The organism is Hyphomonas sp. FCG-A18 (genome assembly GCF_045287255.1).
Classification (GTDB): Bacteria; Pseudomonadota; Alphaproteobacteria; order Caulobacterales; family Hyphomonadaceae; genus Henriciella.
Map to the genome: position 1 here is coordinate 2369123 of NZ_CP137142.1, position 19555 is coordinate 2388677.

Here is a 19555-nt window from a genome sequence, read left to right on the forward strand (position 1 = left end):
TAGCCATGACAAAATTCTCTAACGGCGTATCCGTGTTTTCGGATCATCGCGGGCAGGCGGCTGTCCTGCTTGCCATCATGCTGGTGCCTGTCATGATGGCGATCAGCTTCGCGGTTGATATCTCCCGTCAGGAAAGCGCGAACCAGCACTTGCAATCGGCAATTGATGCCGCCTCTCTTGCTGGTGCCCGCGCACTTGAGGATGCCAGCAATAGTGACGCTCAAATCAAGACCGTGGCGACCGCAACTTTCGTTGCTAACATGGAGACCGCTTTTGGGGATCTCGTCTGTGAAGCCGCAACTGTCGACATCACACGCAAGACAGGCCTCGTTACCGTCGGCAGTGCCTGCACCCTGCCCACCCTGTTTGGCGGAAGCTTCTGGAAAGAAGAAGTGGCCGTCGCCAACACCTCAACCGCTCAAGCTGCGATCACCAAGCTTGATCTGGCTTTGATGCTGGATGTCACAGGATCAATGCACCCGAACTACAATGGACCGAACACCAAGCTTGCAGACCTTAAAGCCGCGGCAAAAGATGCCGCTGCAAAACTGATCACACCGCGAACCGGTGACCGTGTTCGCATTTCCTTCAACACTTATTCTGGTGCCGTCAATGCAGGCATCTATGCCGAAAAAGTCTTTAAGAACTGGGAAGCTGGTGATTCAACCTGCGCGACTGAGCGCGAAGGCATCGCCGCCTGGAAAGATGACGCGCCAAGAAGACGCACATGGCTGGGACAGCGTCCTATAGATGAATCTAGGGAGTGTCCGCTAAGCAGTGTCTTACCTCTGACAACCGATCTAAACCTTTTCAACACGGAAATTGACAAACTAACCGCAAAAGGACCAACCGCCGGACATTTGGGGGTTGCATGGGCTTGGTATCTTATCTCACCGGATTGGAGCAGCGTTTGGCCAAGCGCGTCAAAACCAAGAGCCTACACAGAAGATAATGTCCTGAAAGCCGTTATCCTCATGACAGATGGCGAATTCAATAAAGAGCATGGCCCGGGTATGGGTAATAGCGACCAGCAGGCGAAAAAGCTTTGCCGCAAAATGCGTAATCAGGGCGTTCTAGTTTATGCAGTAGCGTTCCAAGCACCTGCTGAGGGTAAAGCTGTCCTGCAAAACTGTGCTGGTGATCCGGACCGCTTCTTCAATGCAGACAACGGTGATGAGCTTAAACAAGCGTATGATACAATTGCCAGCCAGCTCTCCAACCTCGCTCTGGTCAATTAGCGCCTTTTGCCTTGCCGAACGCCAGAATTCGGACTAATTCACAATCCAGTAAATCTGTTTCGGGAGAGAATCAGCCCTTGATCCATCAAGGTTTGGTCACCGAAGGCGCAACCGCCCCGGAAACGCTCAGGTCCACGGACCGAGATGGATTGTAAACGCTGGAAAGAAGCGGCCCATCTGGGTGCAGCTTCGCCGACGGAGTAAATCTCTCAGGCGCCAAGACAGCGGGGGCAGTGATCAGGCCATGAGCTTTTGCTCGCGGTCGTAACTGCTCGAAAGGCGCCGCAAATGGCCGACACATCGACCACTCCTTTGAAGCGAACCCCGCTTTACGATATACACACCGGACTTGGCGGCAAAATGGTGCCGTTTGCTGGCTATGACATGCCGGTTCAGTTTGAAGGGGTGAAACCAGAGCATCTCTGGACACGCGAGAAAGCGGGCCTGTTTGACGTCTCACATATGGGACCCTGTTTCCTCTTCCTGAAAGAGGGGCTCGGCACGCCCGGCGCGCATGAAAAGATTTCAGCGCTGCTCGAACGCCTTGTGCCGAGCGACATTGCTGCCCTGAAGCCCGGGCAGGGTCGCCTCACCGTCCTGCTCAATCAGGAGGGCGGCATCCTTGATGACCTGATCGTTACCCGCATGCCTGACGAGGATCTGCAGGGCATGCTCTACATTGTCGTCAATGGTGCCGTGAAAGATCAGGATTGGGCCCTGATTGAAAGTGAGCTTGGCGGTGAAGCTATACTCCAGCGCGCCGATGATCGCATCCTTGTCGCCCTGCAAGGCCCGCAAGCCGAAGCCGTTCTCGCGCCGCACTTCCCCGAAGCCTCCGACCTCAGCTTCATGCGCTGCGCCCATATTCAAAAAGACGGCGAGCGGTTCATGGTCTCGCGCTCCGGCTACACTGGCGAGGATGGCTTCGAGCTTCTCCTCCCGAACAACGAAACCGGCCTTGGCATTGTCAAAGCACTGCTCGACGATGAACGGGTCAAACCAATCGGTCTTGGCGCGCGTGACAGTCTGCGCCTTGAAGCCGGGCTGTGCCTTTATGGCCATGATATGGATGCCACACGCAACCCGGTTGAGGCAGATTTGCAATGGGTCATCCAGAAGTCTCGCCGTACGCGCGGCGACTTCCCCGGTGCAGAACGTATTCTGAAAGCCCTTGCCGATGGTCCGGCGCAAAAGCGCGTCGGGATTCAGCCCCTAGAGCGCGCCCCGGCCCGCGAAGGGACTGAGATTGAAGTGTCTGGCGAGACGGTCGGCATCGTCACCTCAGGCGGCTTCGGCCCCAGTGTCGAGAAGCCGGTTGCGATGGGCTATATCCGCGCTGATCTCGCGGTGCCCGGAACCAGGATTGACTTAATGGTGCGTGGCAAAGCGCGCCCGGCAGAGGTTTGCGCCCTGCCTTTCGTAAAACCCAATTACAAACGCTAGGGAGAGCGGGTGAATGACAACCTATTATTCAGAAGATCACGAATGGATCGCGGTTGACGGTGATATCGGCACCGTCGGCATCACCAAATATGCTGCGGAACAACTCGGCGATGTTGTCTTCGTCGAAGTGCCAGAAGCCGGCGCTAGCTTTGGCAAAGGCGATGACATGGCCGTTGTCGAAAGCGTCAAAGCCGCCTCTGATGTCTATGCCCCGGTGGCGGGTGAAGTGGTTGAAGGCAATGGCGACCTCGCCGATGCCCCGGAAACCGTCAACGAAGACCCGGAAGGCAAAGGCTGGTTCTGCAAGCTGAAGCTGGCCGATGCAGGCGAGCTGTCCGGCCTGATGGATGCTGCCGCTTACAAGACTTACTGCGAAGGGCTTTAAACCATGCGTTACCTCCCCCTGACCCCGGAAGATCGGGCTGCGATGCTCGCCACGATCGGGGCAAACTCAGTCGATGATTTCTATCAAGACGTGCCGCAAAGCGCGCGTTTGGATGGCCAGGTCGAAGGCCTGCCCAATCATCAGGGGGAGCTTGCCGTTGAGCGCCATCTCGCGCGTCTCGCGGCCAAGAATACAACCGCCTCGGACGTGCCCTTCTTTGTCGGCTGCGGGGCCTATAAGCACCATGTCCCGGCCAGCGTCGACATGATCATCCAGCGTAGTGAGTTCCTGACCACCTACACGCCCTACCAGCCGGAAATTGCGCAAGGCACGCTGCAAACCCTGTTTGAATTCCAGACGCAAGTCGCCGCAATGACCGCCATGGATGTCGCCAATGCCTCCATGTATGACGGTTCAACCGCCTGCGCTGAAGCCGCCGTCATGGCTTGCCGCGCGACGCGGCGCAAAAAGGTTGTCCTGTCTGGCGGGGTTCACCCTCACTATATCGCAGCGACGCGCCTACTCTGTGAGGCTCAAGGCATCGAAGTGGTGGAACTGCCTGCTGCCGTGGATGCCGAACTTGACCTGATCAACCATATCGATGATGCAACCGCCTGCGTCATTGGCCAGTCCCCCAATGTCTTCGGTACCATCACCGATCTCTCCCCGGTTGCCGACGCCGCCCATGAGAAGAAAGCCCTGCTGGTCAGCGTTTTCACTGAAGCGGTGAGCCTTGGCCTTGTTACCCCGCCCGGCGAAATGGGCGCGGACATTGCCGTCGGCGAAGGCCAGTCGATTGGTGGCGCGCTGAACTTTGGTGGCCCTTATGTCGGCCTCTTTGCCTGTACCCAGAAGCTGGTCCGGCAGATGCCGGGGCGTCTTTGTGGTGAAACCGTCGATGCCGATGGCAAGCGCGGTTTCGTGCTAACGCTGTCGACCCGCGAGCAACATATTCGCCGCGATAAAGCGACCTCAAATATCTGTACCAATTCAGGACTCTGCGCGCTGGCCTTCACGGCCCACATGACCCTGCTCGGCGGTAAAGGCCTGCATGACCTTGCCGTCCTCAATCATGAGGCCGCCTGCGATCTCGCCGATGCCTTGGAAGCTGTACCGGGCGTTGAGATCATCACCCCGCGCTTCTTCAACGAGTTTGCCTTCACCACGCCGGTCGATGCCGAAGCCGTCATCGCCATGCTGGAAGAACGCGGCGTCCTCGGCGGTGTCCGTGTCAGCCGCATCCTGCCAGATGCGGGGATGGGTAATCTCATCATTGCCGCCGCGACCGAGTGCACAACACAAGACGATATTCAAGCCTACGCCACCGCGCTGAAGGAGGTGATCTAATGGGTATGCAAACCATCGGGCGTCCAACCACGCCATTCGCCACCGAAACTGAAACCACGCTCAGCGTCTCTGGCTCTCGCGGCCTGTTGCAGGCTGAAGGCCTGATCTTTGAGATTGGCTGCCCGCAGAAGACAGGCGTGGACCTGCCCGCCCCCAAAGGCCGCAAAGATCGTCTTGGCGGCGTGACCCGCAAGGCCGATACAGGCCTGCCCGGCCTCACTGAACCGGAGGCCGTGCGCCATTATATGCGCCTCAGCCAGCAGAATTATGCCATCGACCTCGGCCTTTTCCCGCTCGGCTCCTGCACGATGAAGCACAACCCGCGGCTTAATGAAAAAGCGGCGCGGATGGCAGGCTTCGCCGACATTCATCCTATGCAGCCCCAGCGCACGGTTCAGGGCGCTCTGGAGCTGATTGATGAGCTCGCCACCTGGTTGAAAACCCTGACGGGCATGCCTGCCGTCGCAATGAGCCCGAAGGCTGGCGCGCATGGCGAACTATGCGGCATGCTGGCCATTCGGCAGGCCCTGATCGCGCGCGGTGAAGCCGATACACGCAAACGCGTGCTTGTCCCGGCTTCCGCCCACGGCACCAACCCGGCCACCGCCATCCAGTGCGGCTTTGTCGTCGACGAGATCAAGGCCAACGCTCGCGGCCGCGTCGACATGGATGATCTCAAGGCCAAGCTTGAGACCACTGACGATATTGCAGGCATCATGCTGACCAATCCCAACACGTGCGGCCTGTTTGAAACCGACATTCAGGAGATTGCAGACCTGATCCACGATGCAGGCGGCTATTTCTATTGTGATGGTGCGAACTTCAATGCGATTGTTGGCCGGGTTCGCCCCGGGGACCTCGGCATCGATGCCATGCACATCAACCTGCACAAAACTTTCTCCACCCCACATGGTGGCGGTGGTCCTGGCTCTGGTCCGACTGTCCTGTCTGACGCGCTCGCGCCTTATGCGCCTGTCCCTTACGTCGTCAAAGACGATGATGGTTTCCGTCTCATTGAAGAGACTGAGGGTGAAGCCTCAGAGGCGTTTGGCCGCATGGTGGCTTTCCATGGCCAGATGGGCATGTTTGTCCGCTCCCTCGCCTATAAGCTCAGCCATGGCGCGGATGGCCTGAAACAGGTGGCTGAGGATGCCGTCCTTAACGCCAACTATATTCAAGCCCGTCTGAAATCGGTCATGACCCCGGCCTTTGACGGCTTCTGCATGCATGAGGCGCTGTTCTCAGATGCCTTTACCGCAGACGGCATTGAGACTATCGATATTGCCAAGGCGATGATCGACGAAGGCTACCACCCGATGACCATGTACTTCCCATTGGTCGTGCATGGCGCCATGCTGATCGAACCGACAGAGACCGAGAGCAAGCAGGAGCTCGACCGCTTCTGCGACAGCATGCTGTCCATCGCTGAGCGTGCCAAAGCCGGAGATGAGGCCCTGAAAGGTGCCCCATACCAAGCGCCGATGAAGCGCCTCGACGAAACCCGCGCGGCCCGTAAGCCAATCCTGAAATGGACACCGCCTGCCCCAGAGGCCATTGCAGCGGAATAAGTGGCTCTTGCTACAGACGTATAGCGGAGCTGGAAACGGCTCCGCTTTTTGTTTGCCGGGAAAACAGATCATTTCCCTTCACAACATTTCAAGACAGATTGAGTAGACTGTGTGCCATAGTCTTGCCAGACTTCAGATACAAACCTTTTTCAGCATGGACATCAGCCACACTTGAAACCATATGACCACAATGCCTGACGGTTCCCCTCACCTCGACCCGAAATCGGGACAAGCTCAAGCTGCACCTTTCGGTGCGGTCGGCGCAGGAATGCGCAGCCTGGTCAGACAGATGTTCGCGCTGATCGGTTTGTTGATGATCATTGTCGCAATCCCGATTGCCTTTGTGACCCCGATCCTGCCTATCGGCTTACCCATCGCAATTTTAGGCGTTGTGCTTTTAGGCCGAAATTCGGTTTGGGGGCGTCGCTGGATGGAAAGCGTGATCACGCGCCACCCGCGCGTTGAACGGTTTGCTCCGAACTGGCTGATGAAAGCTGTTTTCGGACGCGAAAAGCGCACAGGCCTTTAGACAAAAAGAAAAGCCGAACAGCTAGGCCCGGCTTCATCTAGACTTTAATTCTGATCGAGAGACCAAGCTTTAGTTCAGACGTCCCTCAATCTCGCCAAGGGCCTTGTCGAAAAGCCCGTCAGCCTCTTTCGAGCCAGAGAGAATTTCGCGGGCAGCCTCTGTCGCAGCATCGGCAGCAGCACGACGTACTTCGGCTTCAGCCTCTGCCTCAGCACGCGCGATCCGAGCTTCAGCCTGTGCTTCACGACGGGCAACCTTGCTTTCAAGATCAGCTTTCGCCTGCTTCATCATCGCATCCGCATCGGCCTTGGCGCGCTTGACGATATCTTCGGCCAGCGCATCGGCTTCCTTAGCTTTACGCTCAGCCTCTGCAAGCGCCTTAGAGGCCTCCTCGCGCAAGGTTTTGGCTTCTTCCAGTTGCACACGGATATTGTCAGCGCGCTTATCCAGCGCTCCGAAAATCAGTTTGAACCCGCCGACCCACCAGACAAACACCAGAAAGACAACCAGAGCCGCAAACGCCACCAGTGTGGTCGTATCTGTCAGACCATAGGTAAGATACCCAAAGCCAACCGCTTCATCACGGGGCTTATCACTCTTTTCAGCCGCGGCCAGAGCCATGGGCGCAAGTGACATCATCGCGCTGGTCAGCAAGAAAGATCTAGCAAACATCGCCCTACCCTTTCAGAACTGAACCAACAGCAGACTTTGCTGCGGTCTTCGTTGTTTTCACGCCAAGGCGATCTGTCAGTACTTGTACGGTATCAGTCGCGATCTCGGCGACATTGGCCATCGCAGAGGTACGCAGCTCTGTGATCCGGGCTTCTGCCGCTTCAAGCTTGGTATTGATGTCAGCATCAACCTTGGCGGTCTGGGCGGCCAGATCGGCATCGATCTTGGCTCTTGCCGCATCAGCAGTTTCACGCGCTTTACCACGCGCTTCAGCCATTCGAACTTCCAGAGCCTTCTGCGCGCTATCGGCCTCATCAGAGAAGCGCTGCGCATCGTCCAGATCATCCGCCAGTGTGCTCTGACGCGTTTCAATCGTACTGCCAAGCTTGGGCAGGATGAAACGTGAGAGCATAAAGTACAAAAAGCCGAACAGCAGCAGGGTCCAGAAAATCTGGGATGGAAAGTGCCACGTATCCAAAGGTGGGAAGACACTGCTGGCCGATTGGGCCGCGTCATCAGCACCGGATGCAGCAAAAGGGATGAGCAAGGTCATCATCACACGCCTTATCTGTCTGTTCGGTCATGCAGGCGACGATAAAAACCGTCGCCCATCAGGATAATCGCTCTACAGGGCTGTCTTAGACAGCAAAGAGCAGCAGCATTGCCACAACGAAGGCAAACAGGCCAAGCGCTTCGGCAAGGGCTGCACCAACGAAGAGGTTACCAGTTTGCTGAGCAGCAGCAGACGGATTGCGCAGAGCACCGTCCAGGAAGCTACCGAAGATGTTGCCCACACCGATCGCAGCGCCGATCATGCCGAAACACGCAAGGCCTGCGCCGATATACTTCATACCTTCTTCCATTGGGAATCTCCTATTCGAGGGAAGTCTTTAAGGTTGCGACGCCCGATAACGCTTTGAGACGGAACGTCAAGTTGGTCTAAGGCCTCATTAGTGCGACGGATGCAGCGCATCATTGAGGTAAATGACGGTCAGGATGGCAAACACGAAGGCCTGCAAGAACGCCACGAGGAATTCGAGAGCATTAATCGTTGCTCCGGCGAGGAAGGAAACAACTGCGCCAGCGATCAGCAATCCACCCGCAGACGCCATCATAACAGCAAAGCCTGCAAACAGTTTCAGGATGATGTGACCGGCCAGCATGTTTGCAAACAAACGCAGAGCCAGGGTCAGTGGACGCGCCAGAAATGAAATCACTTCAATCGGGATCAGCAGCGTATAAAGCGCAATCTTGCCAATCGCTGGCATATCACCAAGCGGTGGAGCGAACAGGTTCAGGAAGCCCAGACCGTTCTTATAGAACCCATAAAAGATGACGATTGAGATCACCATCATGGCCAGCGTTGCCGTTACAGCAATATGACTGGTGGTCGTAAAGGCAAAAGGCAGCATGCCAACGAGGTTTGCAAACAGCACAAAGAAGAAGAGCGTGAAGACCAGTGGGAAGAATTTCAGACCTTCTTCACCAGAGATACCGCGGATCATATCGGCAATAAACGTATAGCCCAGCTCACCAATGCTTTGCAGGCGACCGGGGACCAGCGCCTTGCGGTTTGCTGCCATACCAAAGAAAGTCAGGATCAACAGAACCCCGACAATCATCCAGAATGTGGAATTAGTGAAATCAAGCTGAAAGCCAGCAATATCAATATCGAGCAGGCTCTTGATCTTAAACTGTGAGATCGGATCGTTCGCCGCGGCGCCGCCAAAGAACTGGTTCATGGGGTATCTGTCCCGTTTGTCTTGTCGTCGTCGGCCTGCGCCAACGCTTGAGCTTCTAGCTCTGCATTGAAGTTTCGGTACGCGCGTATACCACCCAAAACACCCGCTGCAACCCCGAAGCCGAACATAATCAGCAGGAATAGGGGCGACGTTTTGAACCACCCATCAAGAGCAATACCGATTGCCAGCCCGACAAGGGTAGCCGCGGTGAATTCCGCAGCAAACCGCATAGCAAGGCCCGCGCCAGAGATGGACTGGTAACGCTCAACGGTTTTTTCGCTAGGGCCTTCCAGCGCCTTGCGCGCCTTCTGCGCCTTGGCAAGTCGGCTCTTGAGATCATCAGGTGATGGTTTTGTTTCAGGCATTTCAGTGACTTAGCATGATTTGTCGCGCCTTGCGCTAGTTCGTCTCACTTCGCATTCATACAGCCAGTCAGTATGTCAGCACCAGTAAAAACGGCATGAGGCGAGTATGTTTGAACATCCAATACGATCCGGCCTGTCCCTGAAATGTGGGCGGTGTGGTGAAGGCAAACTGTTTGGTGCTTACCTCAAGTTCAAGCCTTCCTGTGACCATTGCGGTCTGGACTATGGCGACGCGGATACAGCAGATGGTCCTGCATTTTTCGTAAGCTCCTTAATCATGATTGTGTTTGCACCTTTCTATTTCCTTCTGCCGATTCTCGAAGCGCCCCTGCTAATGAAAATCGCGCTTTGGATTGGCCTGCTCGGAACGATGATCCTGACTGGTTACCTCCTGTTGCCCCGCTTCAAAGCCATTCTGTTCAATCTTCAAATTCAGAATCAGGCTGAGGAAGCCAAATTTGAAAGCACAGGCAGTCACGGCAAAGCGCCCAAGAACTGGAAGCACTAAACATTTCACTGCGCTTCAAAGAGGCTCCGGCCTTTTGCCTCAGGCCTTTTGGTTTATGGCATAGCCTTAGCGAAAACAGCGCAAGGATACCTCACAGCTGTGAAGATCGATACGCTCATTCTCGGAGCCGGGGCGGCTGGCCTGTTCTGTGGCGCGCGAGCGGCTGCGCGCGGGCGAAAGGTTCTGGTCCTCGATCACGCAAAAAAGCCTGCTGACAAAGTTCGCATTTCTGGTGGTGGCCGCTGCAATTTCACTAACCTGCATACTGAACCAAAGGCCTTCCTGTCGGAAAACCCACATTTCGCGAAATCCGCCCTTGCCCGATATGGCCCATGGGATTTCTGCTCCCTGATGGCCGAGCATGGCCTGTCATGGACAGAGAAAACCCTTGGCCAACTCTTCTGTGACCAGAAAAGTGGCGCGGTGATCAAGCTCCTGCTTGATGAGCTGGAACAAGCAGGCGGCGAACTGCGCCTGCAAACCACGATTGGCGAAGTCCGCCATACCGGCACCCATTTTGAAGTCCTGACCAGTGAAGGCGCGTTTGAGGCTGAAAGCCTCGTCATCGCGACAGGCGGACTCTCCATACCGAAAATGGGCGCAACGGGCTTTGCTTATGATCTTGCCCGGCAGTTTGGTCATGACATCATTCCGACGCGGCCGGCTCTGGTACCACTCACCTTTACCGGCAAGCTGCATGAGGATTTCGCGGCAATATCAGGTGTCTCCATCCCGGTTGAAGCGCGCGCTGAAACCGGACCCTCCTTTGTCGAGAACCTGCTGTTCACCCATCGCGGGCTCTCCGGACCTGCTATCTTGCAAATCTCATCCTATTGGCATGAGAGCCAGCCTGTCAGCATCGACCTCCTGCCCGGCGCTGATGCCCGCGAGATGTTACACGCCCTGCGCGCAGATCAGCCCAAAGCTACGCTGGCCCAAGCCTTTGCAGCGAGCTTTCCTGCCCGCTTCGCCGATATGCTGGCCAGCCAACCGACCATGCCAACCAAGCGCCTAGCTGAACTGTCCAATCAGGACATCGATCAGATCGCCCAGATCTTGAAAGCCTGGCGCTTTACCCCGGTCGGGACCGAAGGCTGGCGTACAGCAGAGGTGACAGCAGGCGGGATCAATACAAATGGCCTGTCATCGCAGACTCTGGAAAGCAAACATCAGCCCGGTCTCTTCTTTATCGGCGAATGCGTCGATGTCACCGGCTGGCTCGGTGGGTACAACTTTCAATGGGCGTGGGCCAGCGCGGCCGCCGCCGCTGAAGTCGTATAGATAAAGCCCATCTTTTGTGCGGTGCGTCAGTAATTTGATCTATAGATCGTGTTTATAAAATCGATTGGATCGATAGACCACGCCAAGCTATATTCTCGCCATAGTAGAATTTCCCAGATCCAGACACACCAAGGAGATGATATGGCTGATGATATGAGATGTCCGGTAATGCATGCGACCGGCAATGTGGCAAACCACGATTGGTGGCCTGAGCAGCTCAACCTCAAGGTCCTCAACCAGAATGCCCCACAGGTCAGCCCGCTTGGCGACACTTTTGACTATGCCGAGGCCTTCAAAAGCCTCGACCTGAAAGCCCTTAAGAAAGATCTGACCGATCTGATGAGCGACTCTCAGGATTGGTGGCCTGCCGATTATGGTACTTATGCAGGCCTCTTCGTGCGTATGGCCTGGCATAGCGCAGGCACCTACCGGACTTATGATGGCCGCGGCGGCGCTGGATCAGGTTCACAGCGCTTTGCTCCCCTGAACAGCTGGCCGGATAATGGCAACCTCGACAAGGCCCGCCGTCTGCTTTGGCCGATCAAACAGAAATATGGCAACAAGATTTCCTGGGCTGACCTCATGGTTCTGGCCGGAAACGTCGCCATGGAATCTTGTGGCTTTAAGACCTTTGGCTTTGGTGGCGGTCGCGCAGACTGGTTTGAGCCAGAAGAAGACATCTACTGGGGGCCTGAAACTGAATGGCTCGGCGACAACCGCTATTCTGGGGATCGCGAACTGGCCACACCTCTAGGTGCTGTGCAGATGGGTCTCATCTATGTGAACCCGGAAGGCCCGAACGGTAATCCAGACCCAATCAAATCCGCTTTCGACATTCGCGACACGTTCGGCCGCATGGCCATGGATGATTATGAAACCGTGGCACTGGTCGCCGGGGGTCACACCTTCGGTAAAGGCCACGGCGCGGGTCCTGAAGCGCATGTTGGACGTGAGCCGGAAGGCGCACCAATGGCCAATATGGGCTTTGGCTGGATCAACAGCCACGGCACAGGCAAAGGCGACGACACGACTACCGCTGGCTTTGAAGGGGCTTGGACGCCCACTCCGAACAAGTGGAACATGGAATATTTCGAAGTTCTGCTTGGCTATGAATGGCACCAAGTCACCAGCGCCTCTGGTCACGTCCAGTGGCAGCCAAAGCCCGGTCAAGGCGCCCCGGAAGCCCCAATGGCACATGACCCTTCGAAGACCCAGCCGCTTATGATGACCACAGCGGACATGGCTCTGAAAATGTTCCCGGACTATGCGAAAATCTCGCAGCACTTCCTTGATAATCCAGAGGAGTTTGCTGACGCCTATGCGCGCGCATGGTTTAAGCTGACCCACCGCGATATGGGCCCGATCCAGTGTTATCTCGGCGAAGAAGTCCCATCAGAACAGCTGATCTGGCAAGACCCTATCCCGCCACACACGGGCGGAGTGATCAATGATGCTGAAATTGCTGATCTGAAGGCGCAGATTCTTAGCTCTGGTCTGTCCGTTTCACAGCTTGTGAACACAGCCTGGGCGTCCGCCTCAACCTTCCGTGGCTCGGACAAGCGTGGCGGTGCCAATGGCGCCCGTATTCGCCTGGCGCCACAGAAAGACTGGGACGTGAATGTTAGCTCTGGTGTACCAGCGGTGATTGCAAAGCTTGAAGAGATTCAGGCCGCCTTCAATGCCAGCGGCACACAAGTCTCTCTGGCAGACCTGATCGTCCTTGGCGGCAGTGCTGCGATTGAGAAAGCCAGTGGGGCCTCCGTTCCGTTCACACCGGGCCGTGGCGACACAACCCAAGAGCTGACCGATATTGCATCGTTTGAAGTTCTGGAGCCCAAATATGACGGTTTCCGCAACTATAAGAACACTGATGACCCACGTTCGACAGAGGCCCTTCTGGTCGACAAGGCCGCTCTGCTGACCCTGACAGCGCCAGAAATGACCGTTCTGGTCGGTGGTTTGCGTGTCCTCGGCGCGAATGCTGGTGGCTCAACGCATGGTGTTCTGACCGACAGTGTTGGTACGCTCAGCAATGACTATTTCGTCAACTTGCTCGACATGGGTGTTGAGTGGAGCTCGACAGACGCAGGTGAAGAGACCTTTGAAGGCCGTGATCGTGCAACAGGTGCCGTGAAGTTCACGGGAACACGTGCGGATCTCGTCTTCGGATCAAACTCAATCCTACGCGGTGTGGCCGAAATCTATGCCCAGAGCGACTCGAAAGACCGCTTTGTCAAAGACTTCATCGCCGCTTGGACCAAGGTCATGAACCTTGATCGATTTGATCTGGCCTAAACCAATAGGCTGACAACCCACGCGGCCTGGACTTTCCGAGCGTTCAGGCCAAATGGCAGGGCGGCACCATCAACCGTGCCGCCCTGTTTGCGAGTCGTTTTCAGGAAAGGCCAAGCGTGTTACTCACCCTTCCCATGTTCATCTTGCGCCTTCTCGGCGGGCTATTCCTGGCCCTTGGGGCTATCGGCATCGTCCTGCCGGTTTGGCCAACGACGATCTTCTGGATCATGGCGGCGGTTTGCTTTGCACGCTCCAGTCCCAAAACGCGCGATTGGATCTACAGCCGTCCGGGAATCGGACAGGTCGTTCACGATTTTGTAGAATTTGGAAAAATTTCTCGCAAAAGCAAGATTGGCGCTTTGTTCGGAATTGCGCTCGCCGCTCTGATCAGCGGATACACCCTCAGAGCAACCACAGTCCCGCTTTATGCGACGCTGGCAACTCTCGCCATTGTCTCGACTTATGTCGCAACACGGCGCGAGCCTTAGGCGGCAAATGGCTTTCTGAACTCTATTCCAATATCGGTTTTATCCTTGCGCCGAATGGTGCCGACCTTGCGGATTTTCTTCAAAGGCGCCGTGACCTGGACCAGGTCCCCCACACAAATCCCATCCGCACTGACAAAACGCATACGCAGGCCCGTGCGCGAAATATCCATGATAATCCCGCGTCTTTTACTGCCATGAACCGTTTGCAGAACGGCTTCGACATACATTTGGCGGCGGGGGCTACGCTTCTGTAAGTGTCGCGTAAGCGCAGGTTTATAGTCAGGCTCAGGGGCCTGCCACTGCTTGGAGAGAGACTCCACACGCGACTTGAGGGGATCACGCCCCATTTGCTTAAACTCCGCTCAGACCTGCCTTTCAGACAGAATTCAGCTTAATTAGTATATGATTCGAGATAGTATTTGGTGCCATCAAGGTAAACAGAACGATAAAAGCAGCTTTTTCGGCCAGTATGGCAGGCTGTGCCTGTTTGGCGTACCTTGAGCAATACTGCGTCCTGATCACAATCTATGAGAATATCGACGACATCTTGAGTATTTCCAGATGTTTCGCCTTTCACCCACAATTCTGTGCGCGATCGGCTCCAATACGTTGCCTTTCGCGATACCAGCGTTGCTTTTAAAGCCGCCTCATTCATCCAAGCCAGCATCAGGACTTCGCCCGTGTCTGCGTCCTGCGCAATCGCCGCGATTAAACCATCCGCATTGAATTTCGGGCGCAGCTCAAGCGTTTCATCCTGCTCGGCTTTTGGAAGGGGGGCTTTAAATGACATTCGCTTGCCTTAACCGTTCGCGCTCATCAGGTCCAACCCCGAGCTTGTCGAGCAGTTCATCTGTGTGTTCTCCCAGCGCGGGACCGGCTGTATCGACCTGCGCTGGTGTCATGGACAGCTTCGGGACCGGGGCCTGCATTGGCACATCCACACCCATCAAGGGCGAAGCGACTTTCAGAATTGCACGGCGAGCATTGATATGGGCATCGACCAGCATCTCCTTGGCCGTATTCACCGGGCCACAGGGTACAGCGTTTGCTTCACACGATCGCAAGACATCTTCCATGGTGCGATAGCTGGTCCAGGCCCCAATCATTTCATCCAGCTCGGCCTGATTCTCACCACGGGCATCATGGGTGGCAAACCGTGGATCATTCGCCCAATCCTTACCCATCATCTTCGCCAGCCGCACAAACAGCGTGTCCTGATTGGCCCCGATAATCACCATGCCATCGGCACAAGGATACACCCCGGACGGCGCAACCTTAGGCAAAATCCCACCACTGCGCTCTCGTGTATGCCCGCCTAATGCATATTCCGGGATCAGGCTTTCCATAAACGCCATAACGCTTTCATAGATGGCGGCATCCACCACCTGTCCACGCCCGGACTTCTCCCTATGAAACAGCGCCATCATCGCGCCGAGCGCAGCAAAGGTCCCTGTCATCGTATCGCCAAGGCTCACACCCGCACGCGCCGGTGGCCGATCAGCTTCCCCGATCAGATGGCGCAATCCCGCCTTGGCCTCACCAACGCTGGCATAGCCCGGCTTATGGCTCTCCGGGCCCGTTTGCCCATAACCCGATACGCGCACAATCACGAGGCGCGGATTGATCGCCATCAGGACGTCTGGCCCAAGCCCCCACTTTTCCAGTGTGCCAGGTCGAAAATTCTCGACCAGAACATCTGCCGTATCGACCAATCGCTTCAGAATCGCCTGCCCGGCTTCCACGCGCAGGTTCAGCGTCAGCGACTTCTTGTTGCGTGCAATCACGGGCCAGAGCAGGCCGTGCCCTTCATACTTCACCGCGCCCCAGTCACGGGCCGGATCTGGGCGATCAGGTGCCTCAACCTTGACAACTTCCGCGCCAAAATCCCCCAGCAACTGGCCACAGAATGGGCCAGCAATGAGTTGTCCAAGTTCAATGACCCGAAGGCCAGATAAAGGTGGCTGCGTAATCGGCTCTGTCATTCCTCACCAATGCCCCCTAAATAGCCTCCATGACAAGACGTATTGATATCGTAGAAGTCGGCCCGCGCGACGGCCTGCAAAATGATCCGGGTGACCTCAGCACGGAACAGAAGCTGGAATTCATATCCCGGCTTGAGGCCGCTGGCGTGAAGCGTATGGAATCCGGCTCTTTCGTCTCACCCAAGGCCGTTCCAAAAATGGCCGACAGCGGGGATGTTTTCCGCGGCCTCGATCGCAGCAAAGCCACCCGTCACATCGCGCTTGCTTTGAACGAAAAAGGGGTGCGCCGCGCGATCGATGCGCAAGCCGATGAGATCAATTTCGTCCTCGTTGCTGGCGAAGGCTTTGGTGAGAAGAACCAGCGCATGAGCCCTCAGCAAAGCGCCGATATGCTCGCCCAGTGCGCACCACTGGTTCATGAAGCGAATATTCCCCTTTCAGCGACCATCTCTGTCGCCTTTGGTGACCCTTATACAGGTGAAGTTGACCCGAAAGTTGTCGGCAACCTTGCGGCCCAAGCTCAACGCGCGGGCGTCGCTGAGGTGGGCCTTGGTGACACGATTGGCGTTGCCACACCCTGGGATGTCCGGCGCGTGATTGATGAGGTCCGTATGCAGGCCCCGGATGTCTATCTGCGCCTGCACTTCCATGACACACGCGGCGCTGGCCTTGCCAATGTCGCTGCCGCTGTGGAAGCGGGGATAGACGTTATCGATGCAAGTTGCGGCGGTATTGGCGGTTGCCCGTTTGCGCCAGCCGCCACAGGCAATGTCGCCACCGAAGACGTTGTGTACATGCTTGAGCGCGCCGGGTTTGAAACGGGCCTTGACCTGGACAAACTGATTGAGACCGCCAAATGGCTCGAAACTGCGCTAGGCCATCCGGTCAGTTCATCCTTGAGCAAGGCAGGCGGTTTCCCTTCATCCTAGCAGGCTGGCCAGAACTCCGGGCAACACAGCCTCTAAATCACTCGCAATCAGACCAGGGCCAAACCGCCGGGCTGCTTCGCCATGCATCCATGTTGCACAACAAGCCGCATCAAACGGCTCCATGCCTTGCACAACCAATCCTGTAATCATTCCAGCCAGAACATCTCCCGTCCCAGCTTTGGCGAGATAGGGAGACGAATGAGTATTCAGGACCCCACGCCCATCGGGCGCAGCAATCACCGTCTCTGGCCCTTTCAGAACCACAATAGCCTCAGAGGCCATCGCCGCCTCAAGGGCACGCTCTGTCCGTGTCCCGAGCAGGTCAGGAAACGCCTTGCTAAACTCACCATCATGCGGGGTCAGGATCGCCTCACGCGACATCGGACGCTGGCCGACCCACCATTTGATCGCTTCAGCGTCCAACACCCAGATCGCCTCGCTGTCATCGGTCAAAAGCTGCTGCTTGTGCCAGAGCGTAAACCCGCCCGGTCCAGCGAGAATCGCCCGCAAACTCTTTAGCGATGCCCCATCCCCGTCCTGCACCATCATATCGGCGGGCAGGACAGCTCTGAACAGATCACCTTTGTGCTCAGACCGAACCGTGACCAGACCGGCCCCGATCCGGTTACTGGCCCCGGCGGCCAAGCGTGTGGCCCCGGTCAGTTCATCGGAAGCCAGCACCAGAGCATGTCCCCGCTGATACTTATGTCCATCAGGCGTCGGTCTCGGCAGCTTATCGACCCATAGGCCTGGTTCATTCTTCATCACGATGCTCCATCCCCTTATATAAGAATAGCCCGCACCATTCGGTACGGGCCACTCTTTTTTGGTAGAACCATCGACGCAAGCTTAGCCTGCTTTGACACTTGCAATCCACTGATCGACGCGGCGTTCAAGGATGGCCAGCGGCATCGCCCCACCAGCCAGAACGGTGTCATGGAAGCCGCGTATGTCGAAATCATCGCCAAGTTCGGCTTCAGCTTTCTTCCGCAGGTCCTGAATCTTGATCATGCCAATCTTATAGCTGGTCGCTTGCCCCGGCAGCACTAGGTAGCGCCGCACTTCAGATCGCGCCTGCGCTTCAGTGATCGCGGAGTTGGCCATGAAGTACTCAACCGCCTGATCTTCAGTCCAACCTTTCGCATGCAAGCCAGTATCGACCACAAGACGGATAGCGCGCCAGATTTCAGACCCAGCCCGACCAAAGCGTGAGAGTGGGTCCTGATACGTCCCCGGAATCTCAATCGCCAGCCATTCGGTATACAGCGCCCATCCCTCGACATAGGCGGTGAAGCCCGCTTGGGTCCGGAAAGTTGGCAGACCTTCCAGCTCTTGTGCGATGGAAATCTGCATATGGTGACCAGGGTTGCCCTCATGATAGGCGATCACTTCCAACTCTCGCTTTGGCATCGCTGTCATATCGGACAGGTGGGCATAATACGTCCCGGGCCGGGAGCCATCAGGCGTGCCTGGGAAGTAATGCTGGGCGGCACCATCCTGCTCACGGAAGGGCTCAACCCGTTTCACGACCAGACTGGCTTTTGGCATAATCCCGAAATAGTTGGGCAGCTGCTCAGTGATATTATCGATCGCTGCTGTTGCATCATCGATATAGGCTTGGCGCCCTTCATCCGTATTCGGGTAATAGAGCCGCTCATCATCCTTGGTGTCACGCAGGAAGACAAAGAAGTCCTGCAATGTCCCTTCAAAACCGAAATCGGCCTGAATCGTTTCCATTTCAGCCCGCAGGCGCGCGACTTCAGCCAGACCGATCTCGTGAATTTCGTCAGCCGTCAGGTCTGTCGTGGTTTGATTGGCGAGGCGCTCATTATAATATGCCACACCATCCGGCAGAGCTGTGACTCCCTGCGCAACATCCGGCGCATTCACGCGGTCTTCTTCCTGCCAGGCGATCAGACGCTCATAAGCTGGCTTCAGCTCATTTACGAGCGCAGCTTCAATCGCCGTACGCAACTCATCAGCCTTCGCTTCATCGATCTTCTCACCGTCAAGCAGGGTCTGGATTTTGCTTTTCGCATCCGCCCACAAGTCGCTGTCTACACCGCTATCATCGAACGGCGCGCCAGAAATGATCTTGCCGCTTTCCTCAATCACGCTGTCAAAGGCGAAGTAAGGTGGGCGCACGCCCTCGGCAGCGACCATCTTTGACAGCTCGACCAGCTGATCAAGGGCTCGTGCACTCTCGCTGATGCGCGAGAGATAATTATCCATATCCTCGCCATCCTCAACGCGATGGAAGGCGATCAGAAGCTGTGGAAAGAAGCCGTGAATGGCCTGCATCTGGTCAAACACATATGTGTTCATACGGAACTTGTCGGCCGCTTCTGCCTGCTCGGCCTGATAGACCCAGATATCATAGGAGGTCTGGGCTTCAGGGGTCAGCTTGTCATAATCGAACTCAGCCCGCAGCTCACCCAAGGATGCACGCTGGCGCTCAAGCGCCGCATCCAGAGCCGCTACAGAAAAATCATCAATCTTGTCCTGCTGCTCATCACGGCCCAGGAACGTCAGTTGGATGGGGCTGAACTGTGCCTCTTCCTCAAACTTGGCTTCGAACCATTCATTCAGGCGCGCCGTTTCAGCGGCAATCTCTTCAGCCGTTGGCGCCGGCTTTGGCGCTTCTGTTGTCGTATCTGTGGTGGATGGAGGCGGGGTCGACTGTCCACAAGCAGCAAGAGCCAAAGCAGCAGCGAGTGCGAGAAGCGGGGTACGCATGACGTTTCCTTCAGTGCAATTTATCGTTAATCGGCAAAGAGCAGGTT

The 19555-nt window shown here is 56.3% G+C and carries 21 protein-coding genes and 1 riboswitch; of the genes, 11 read left to right on the plus strand and 10 right to left on the minus strand.

Annotated elements, in window-relative coordinates; genetic code table 11:
- Window positions 1-5: 5 nt before the first annotated feature.
- The 6 genes from RYZ27_RS11750 to RYZ27_RS11775 all read left to right on the plus strand — a co-directional run bounded on the left by RYZ27_RS11750 (window position 6) and on the right by RYZ27_RS11775 (window position 6510).
- Window positions 6-1238 (plus strand): pilus assembly protein TadG-related protein, encoded by a 1233-nt coding sequence (locus RYZ27_RS11750; protein ID WP_406679703.1) that lies wholly within the window; start codon window positions 6-8, stop codon window positions 1236-1238.
- A gap of 50 nt (window positions 1239-1288) precedes the next feature.
- Window positions 1289-1390: riboswitch (glycine riboswitch) on the plus strand.
- A 136-nt stretch (window positions 1391-1526) separates the two neighbouring features.
- Window positions 1527-2681, plus strand: coding sequence for a glycine cleavage system aminomethyltransferase GcvT (gene gcvT / locus RYZ27_RS11755; RefSeq protein WP_406679704.1), 1155 nt, complete (start codon window positions 1527-1529; stop codon window positions 2679-2681).
- A gap of 13 nt (window positions 2682-2694) precedes the next feature.
- Entirely contained in the window at window positions 2695-3066 is a 372-nt protein-coding gene (gene gcvH / locus RYZ27_RS11760) for a glycine cleavage system protein GcvH (protein WP_406679705.1), read from the plus strand.
- A 3-nt stretch (window positions 3067-3069) separates the two neighbouring features.
- Window positions 3070-4413 (plus strand): aminomethyl-transferring glycine dehydrogenase subunit GcvPA, encoded by a 1344-nt coding sequence (gene gcvPA / locus RYZ27_RS11765; RefSeq protein WP_406679706.1) that lies wholly within the window; start codon window positions 3070-3072, stop codon window positions 4411-4413.
- A complete protein-coding gene (gcvPB, locus tag RYZ27_RS11770) occupies window positions 4413-5981 on the plus strand; it encodes an aminomethyl-transferring glycine dehydrogenase subunit GcvPB (RefSeq protein ID WP_406679707.1) in 1569 nt (522 codons plus the stop codon). Before gcvPA ends, gcvPB begins: the two co-directional genes overlap by 1 nt.
- A gap of 190 nt (window positions 5982-6171) precedes the next feature.
- Entirely contained in the window at window positions 6172-6510 is a 339-nt protein-coding gene (locus RYZ27_RS11775) for a hypothetical protein (protein WP_406679708.1), read from the plus strand.
- Between the two features lie 69 nt (window positions 6511-6579).
- Here the strand turns inward: RYZ27_RS11775 and RYZ27_RS11780 are convergent, their stop codons facing one another.
- The 5 genes from RYZ27_RS11780 to RYZ27_RS11800 form a co-directional block, all read right to left on the minus strand.
- The gene (locus RYZ27_RS11780) at window positions 6580-7182 is read right to left on the minus strand and encodes an ATP F0F1 synthase subunit B (RefSeq protein WP_406679709.1); all 603 of its coding nucleotides are present in this window, start codon (window positions 7180-7182) and stop codon (window positions 6580-6582) included.
- Window positions 7183-7186: 4 nt separating this feature from the next.
- Window positions 7187-7735, minus strand: a complete 549-nt coding sequence (locus RYZ27_RS11785) for a hypothetical protein (protein ID WP_406679710.1) — start codon at window positions 7733-7735, stop codon at window positions 7187-7189.
- 85 nt (window positions 7736-7820) lie between these two features.
- Window positions 7821-8045, minus strand: coding sequence for a F0F1 ATP synthase subunit C (locus RYZ27_RS11790; protein ID WP_406679711.1), 225 nt, complete (start codon window positions 8043-8045; stop codon window positions 7821-7823).
- A gap of 87 nt (window positions 8046-8132) precedes the next feature.
- Complete coding sequence (locus RYZ27_RS11795; RefSeq protein ID WP_406679712.1) at window positions 8133-8924, minus strand: F0F1 ATP synthase subunit A; 792 nt, start codon at window positions 8922-8924, stop codon at window positions 8133-8135.
- Window positions 8921-9289 (minus strand): AtpZ/AtpI family protein, encoded by a 369-nt coding sequence (locus RYZ27_RS11800; protein ID WP_406679713.1) that lies wholly within the window; start codon window positions 9287-9289, stop codon window positions 8921-8923. Before RYZ27_RS11800 ends, RYZ27_RS11795 begins: the two co-directional genes overlap by 4 nt.
- Window positions 9290-9395: 106 nt before the next feature.
- Between RYZ27_RS11800 and RYZ27_RS11805 the strand changes: the two genes are divergently transcribed.
- From RYZ27_RS11805 to RYZ27_RS11820, 4 genes are all read left to right on the plus strand, one after another.
- Window positions 9396-9797: a DUF983 domain-containing protein gene (locus tag RYZ27_RS11805; RefSeq protein WP_406679714.1), complete on the plus strand. Its 402-nt coding sequence runs from the start codon at window positions 9396-9398 to the stop codon at window positions 9795-9797.
- 99 nt (window positions 9798-9896) lie between these two features.
- Complete coding sequence (locus RYZ27_RS11810) at window positions 9897-11078, plus strand: NAD(P)/FAD-dependent oxidoreductase (RefSeq protein WP_406679715.1); 1182 nt, start codon at window positions 9897-9899, stop codon at window positions 11076-11078.
- Window positions 11079-11219: 141 nt separating this feature from the next.
- The gene (gene katG / locus RYZ27_RS11815; RefSeq protein WP_406679716.1) at window positions 11220-13373 is read left to right on the plus strand and encodes a catalase/peroxidase HPI; all 2154 of its coding nucleotides are present in this window, start codon (window positions 11220-11222) and stop codon (window positions 13371-13373) included.
- A 134-nt stretch (window positions 13374-13507) separates the two neighbouring features.
- Entirely contained in the window at window positions 13508-13861 is a 354-nt protein-coding gene (locus tag RYZ27_RS11820; protein ID WP_406679717.1) for a YbaN family protein, read from the plus strand.
- On the opposite strand, the gene RYZ27_RS11825 is transcribed toward RYZ27_RS11820, so the two are convergent.
- The 3 genes from RYZ27_RS11825 to RYZ27_RS11835 are packed head-to-tail and all read right to left on the minus strand — an operon-like array spanning window position 13858 to window position 15843.
- A complete protein-coding gene (locus RYZ27_RS11825) occupies window positions 13858-14208 on the minus strand; it encodes a PilZ domain-containing protein (protein WP_406679718.1) in 351 nt (116 codons plus the stop codon). The two genes, RYZ27_RS11820 and RYZ27_RS11825, sit on opposite strands and share 4 nt — an antisense overlap.
- 44 nt (window positions 14209-14252) lie before the next feature.
- Window positions 14253-14651, minus strand: a complete 399-nt coding sequence (gene hisI / locus RYZ27_RS11830) for a phosphoribosyl-AMP cyclohydrolase (RefSeq protein WP_406679719.1) — start codon at window positions 14649-14651, stop codon at window positions 14253-14255.
- Window positions 14641-15843 carry a CaiB/BaiF CoA transferase family protein gene (locus tag RYZ27_RS11835; protein WP_406679720.1) on the minus strand — a complete coding sequence of 401 codons (1203 nt, stop codon included), beginning with the start codon at window positions 15841-15843 and terminating at the stop codon, window positions 14641-14643. The genes hisI and RYZ27_RS11835 overlap by 11 nt, the downstream gene beginning before the upstream one ends.
- Before the next feature lie 29 nt (window positions 15844-15872).
- On the opposite strand from RYZ27_RS11835, the gene RYZ27_RS11840 reads away from it, so the two are divergent.
- The gene (locus RYZ27_RS11840; RefSeq protein ID WP_406679721.1) at window positions 15873-16772 is read left to right on the plus strand and encodes a hydroxymethylglutaryl-CoA lyase; all 900 of its coding nucleotides are present in this window, start codon (window positions 15873-15875) and stop codon (window positions 16770-16772) included.
- On the opposite strand, the gene RYZ27_RS11845 is transcribed toward RYZ27_RS11840, so the two are convergent.
- Together RYZ27_RS11845 and RYZ27_RS11850 are read right to left on the minus strand one after the other, a co-directional pair.
- On the minus strand, window positions 16764-17537 hold the full coding sequence (locus RYZ27_RS11845) for an NAD(P)H-hydrate dehydratase (RefSeq protein ID WP_406679722.1): 774 nt from the start codon (window positions 17535-17537) through the stop codon (window positions 16764-16766). The two genes, RYZ27_RS11840 and RYZ27_RS11845, sit on opposite strands and share 9 nt — an antisense overlap.
- Before the next feature lie 84 nt (window positions 17538-17621).
- Window positions 17622-19508 (minus strand): DUF885 domain-containing protein, encoded by a 1887-nt coding sequence (locus RYZ27_RS11850; protein ID WP_406679723.1) that lies wholly within the window; start codon window positions 19506-19508, stop codon window positions 17622-17624.
- Window positions 19509-19555 lie beyond the last annotated feature (47 nt).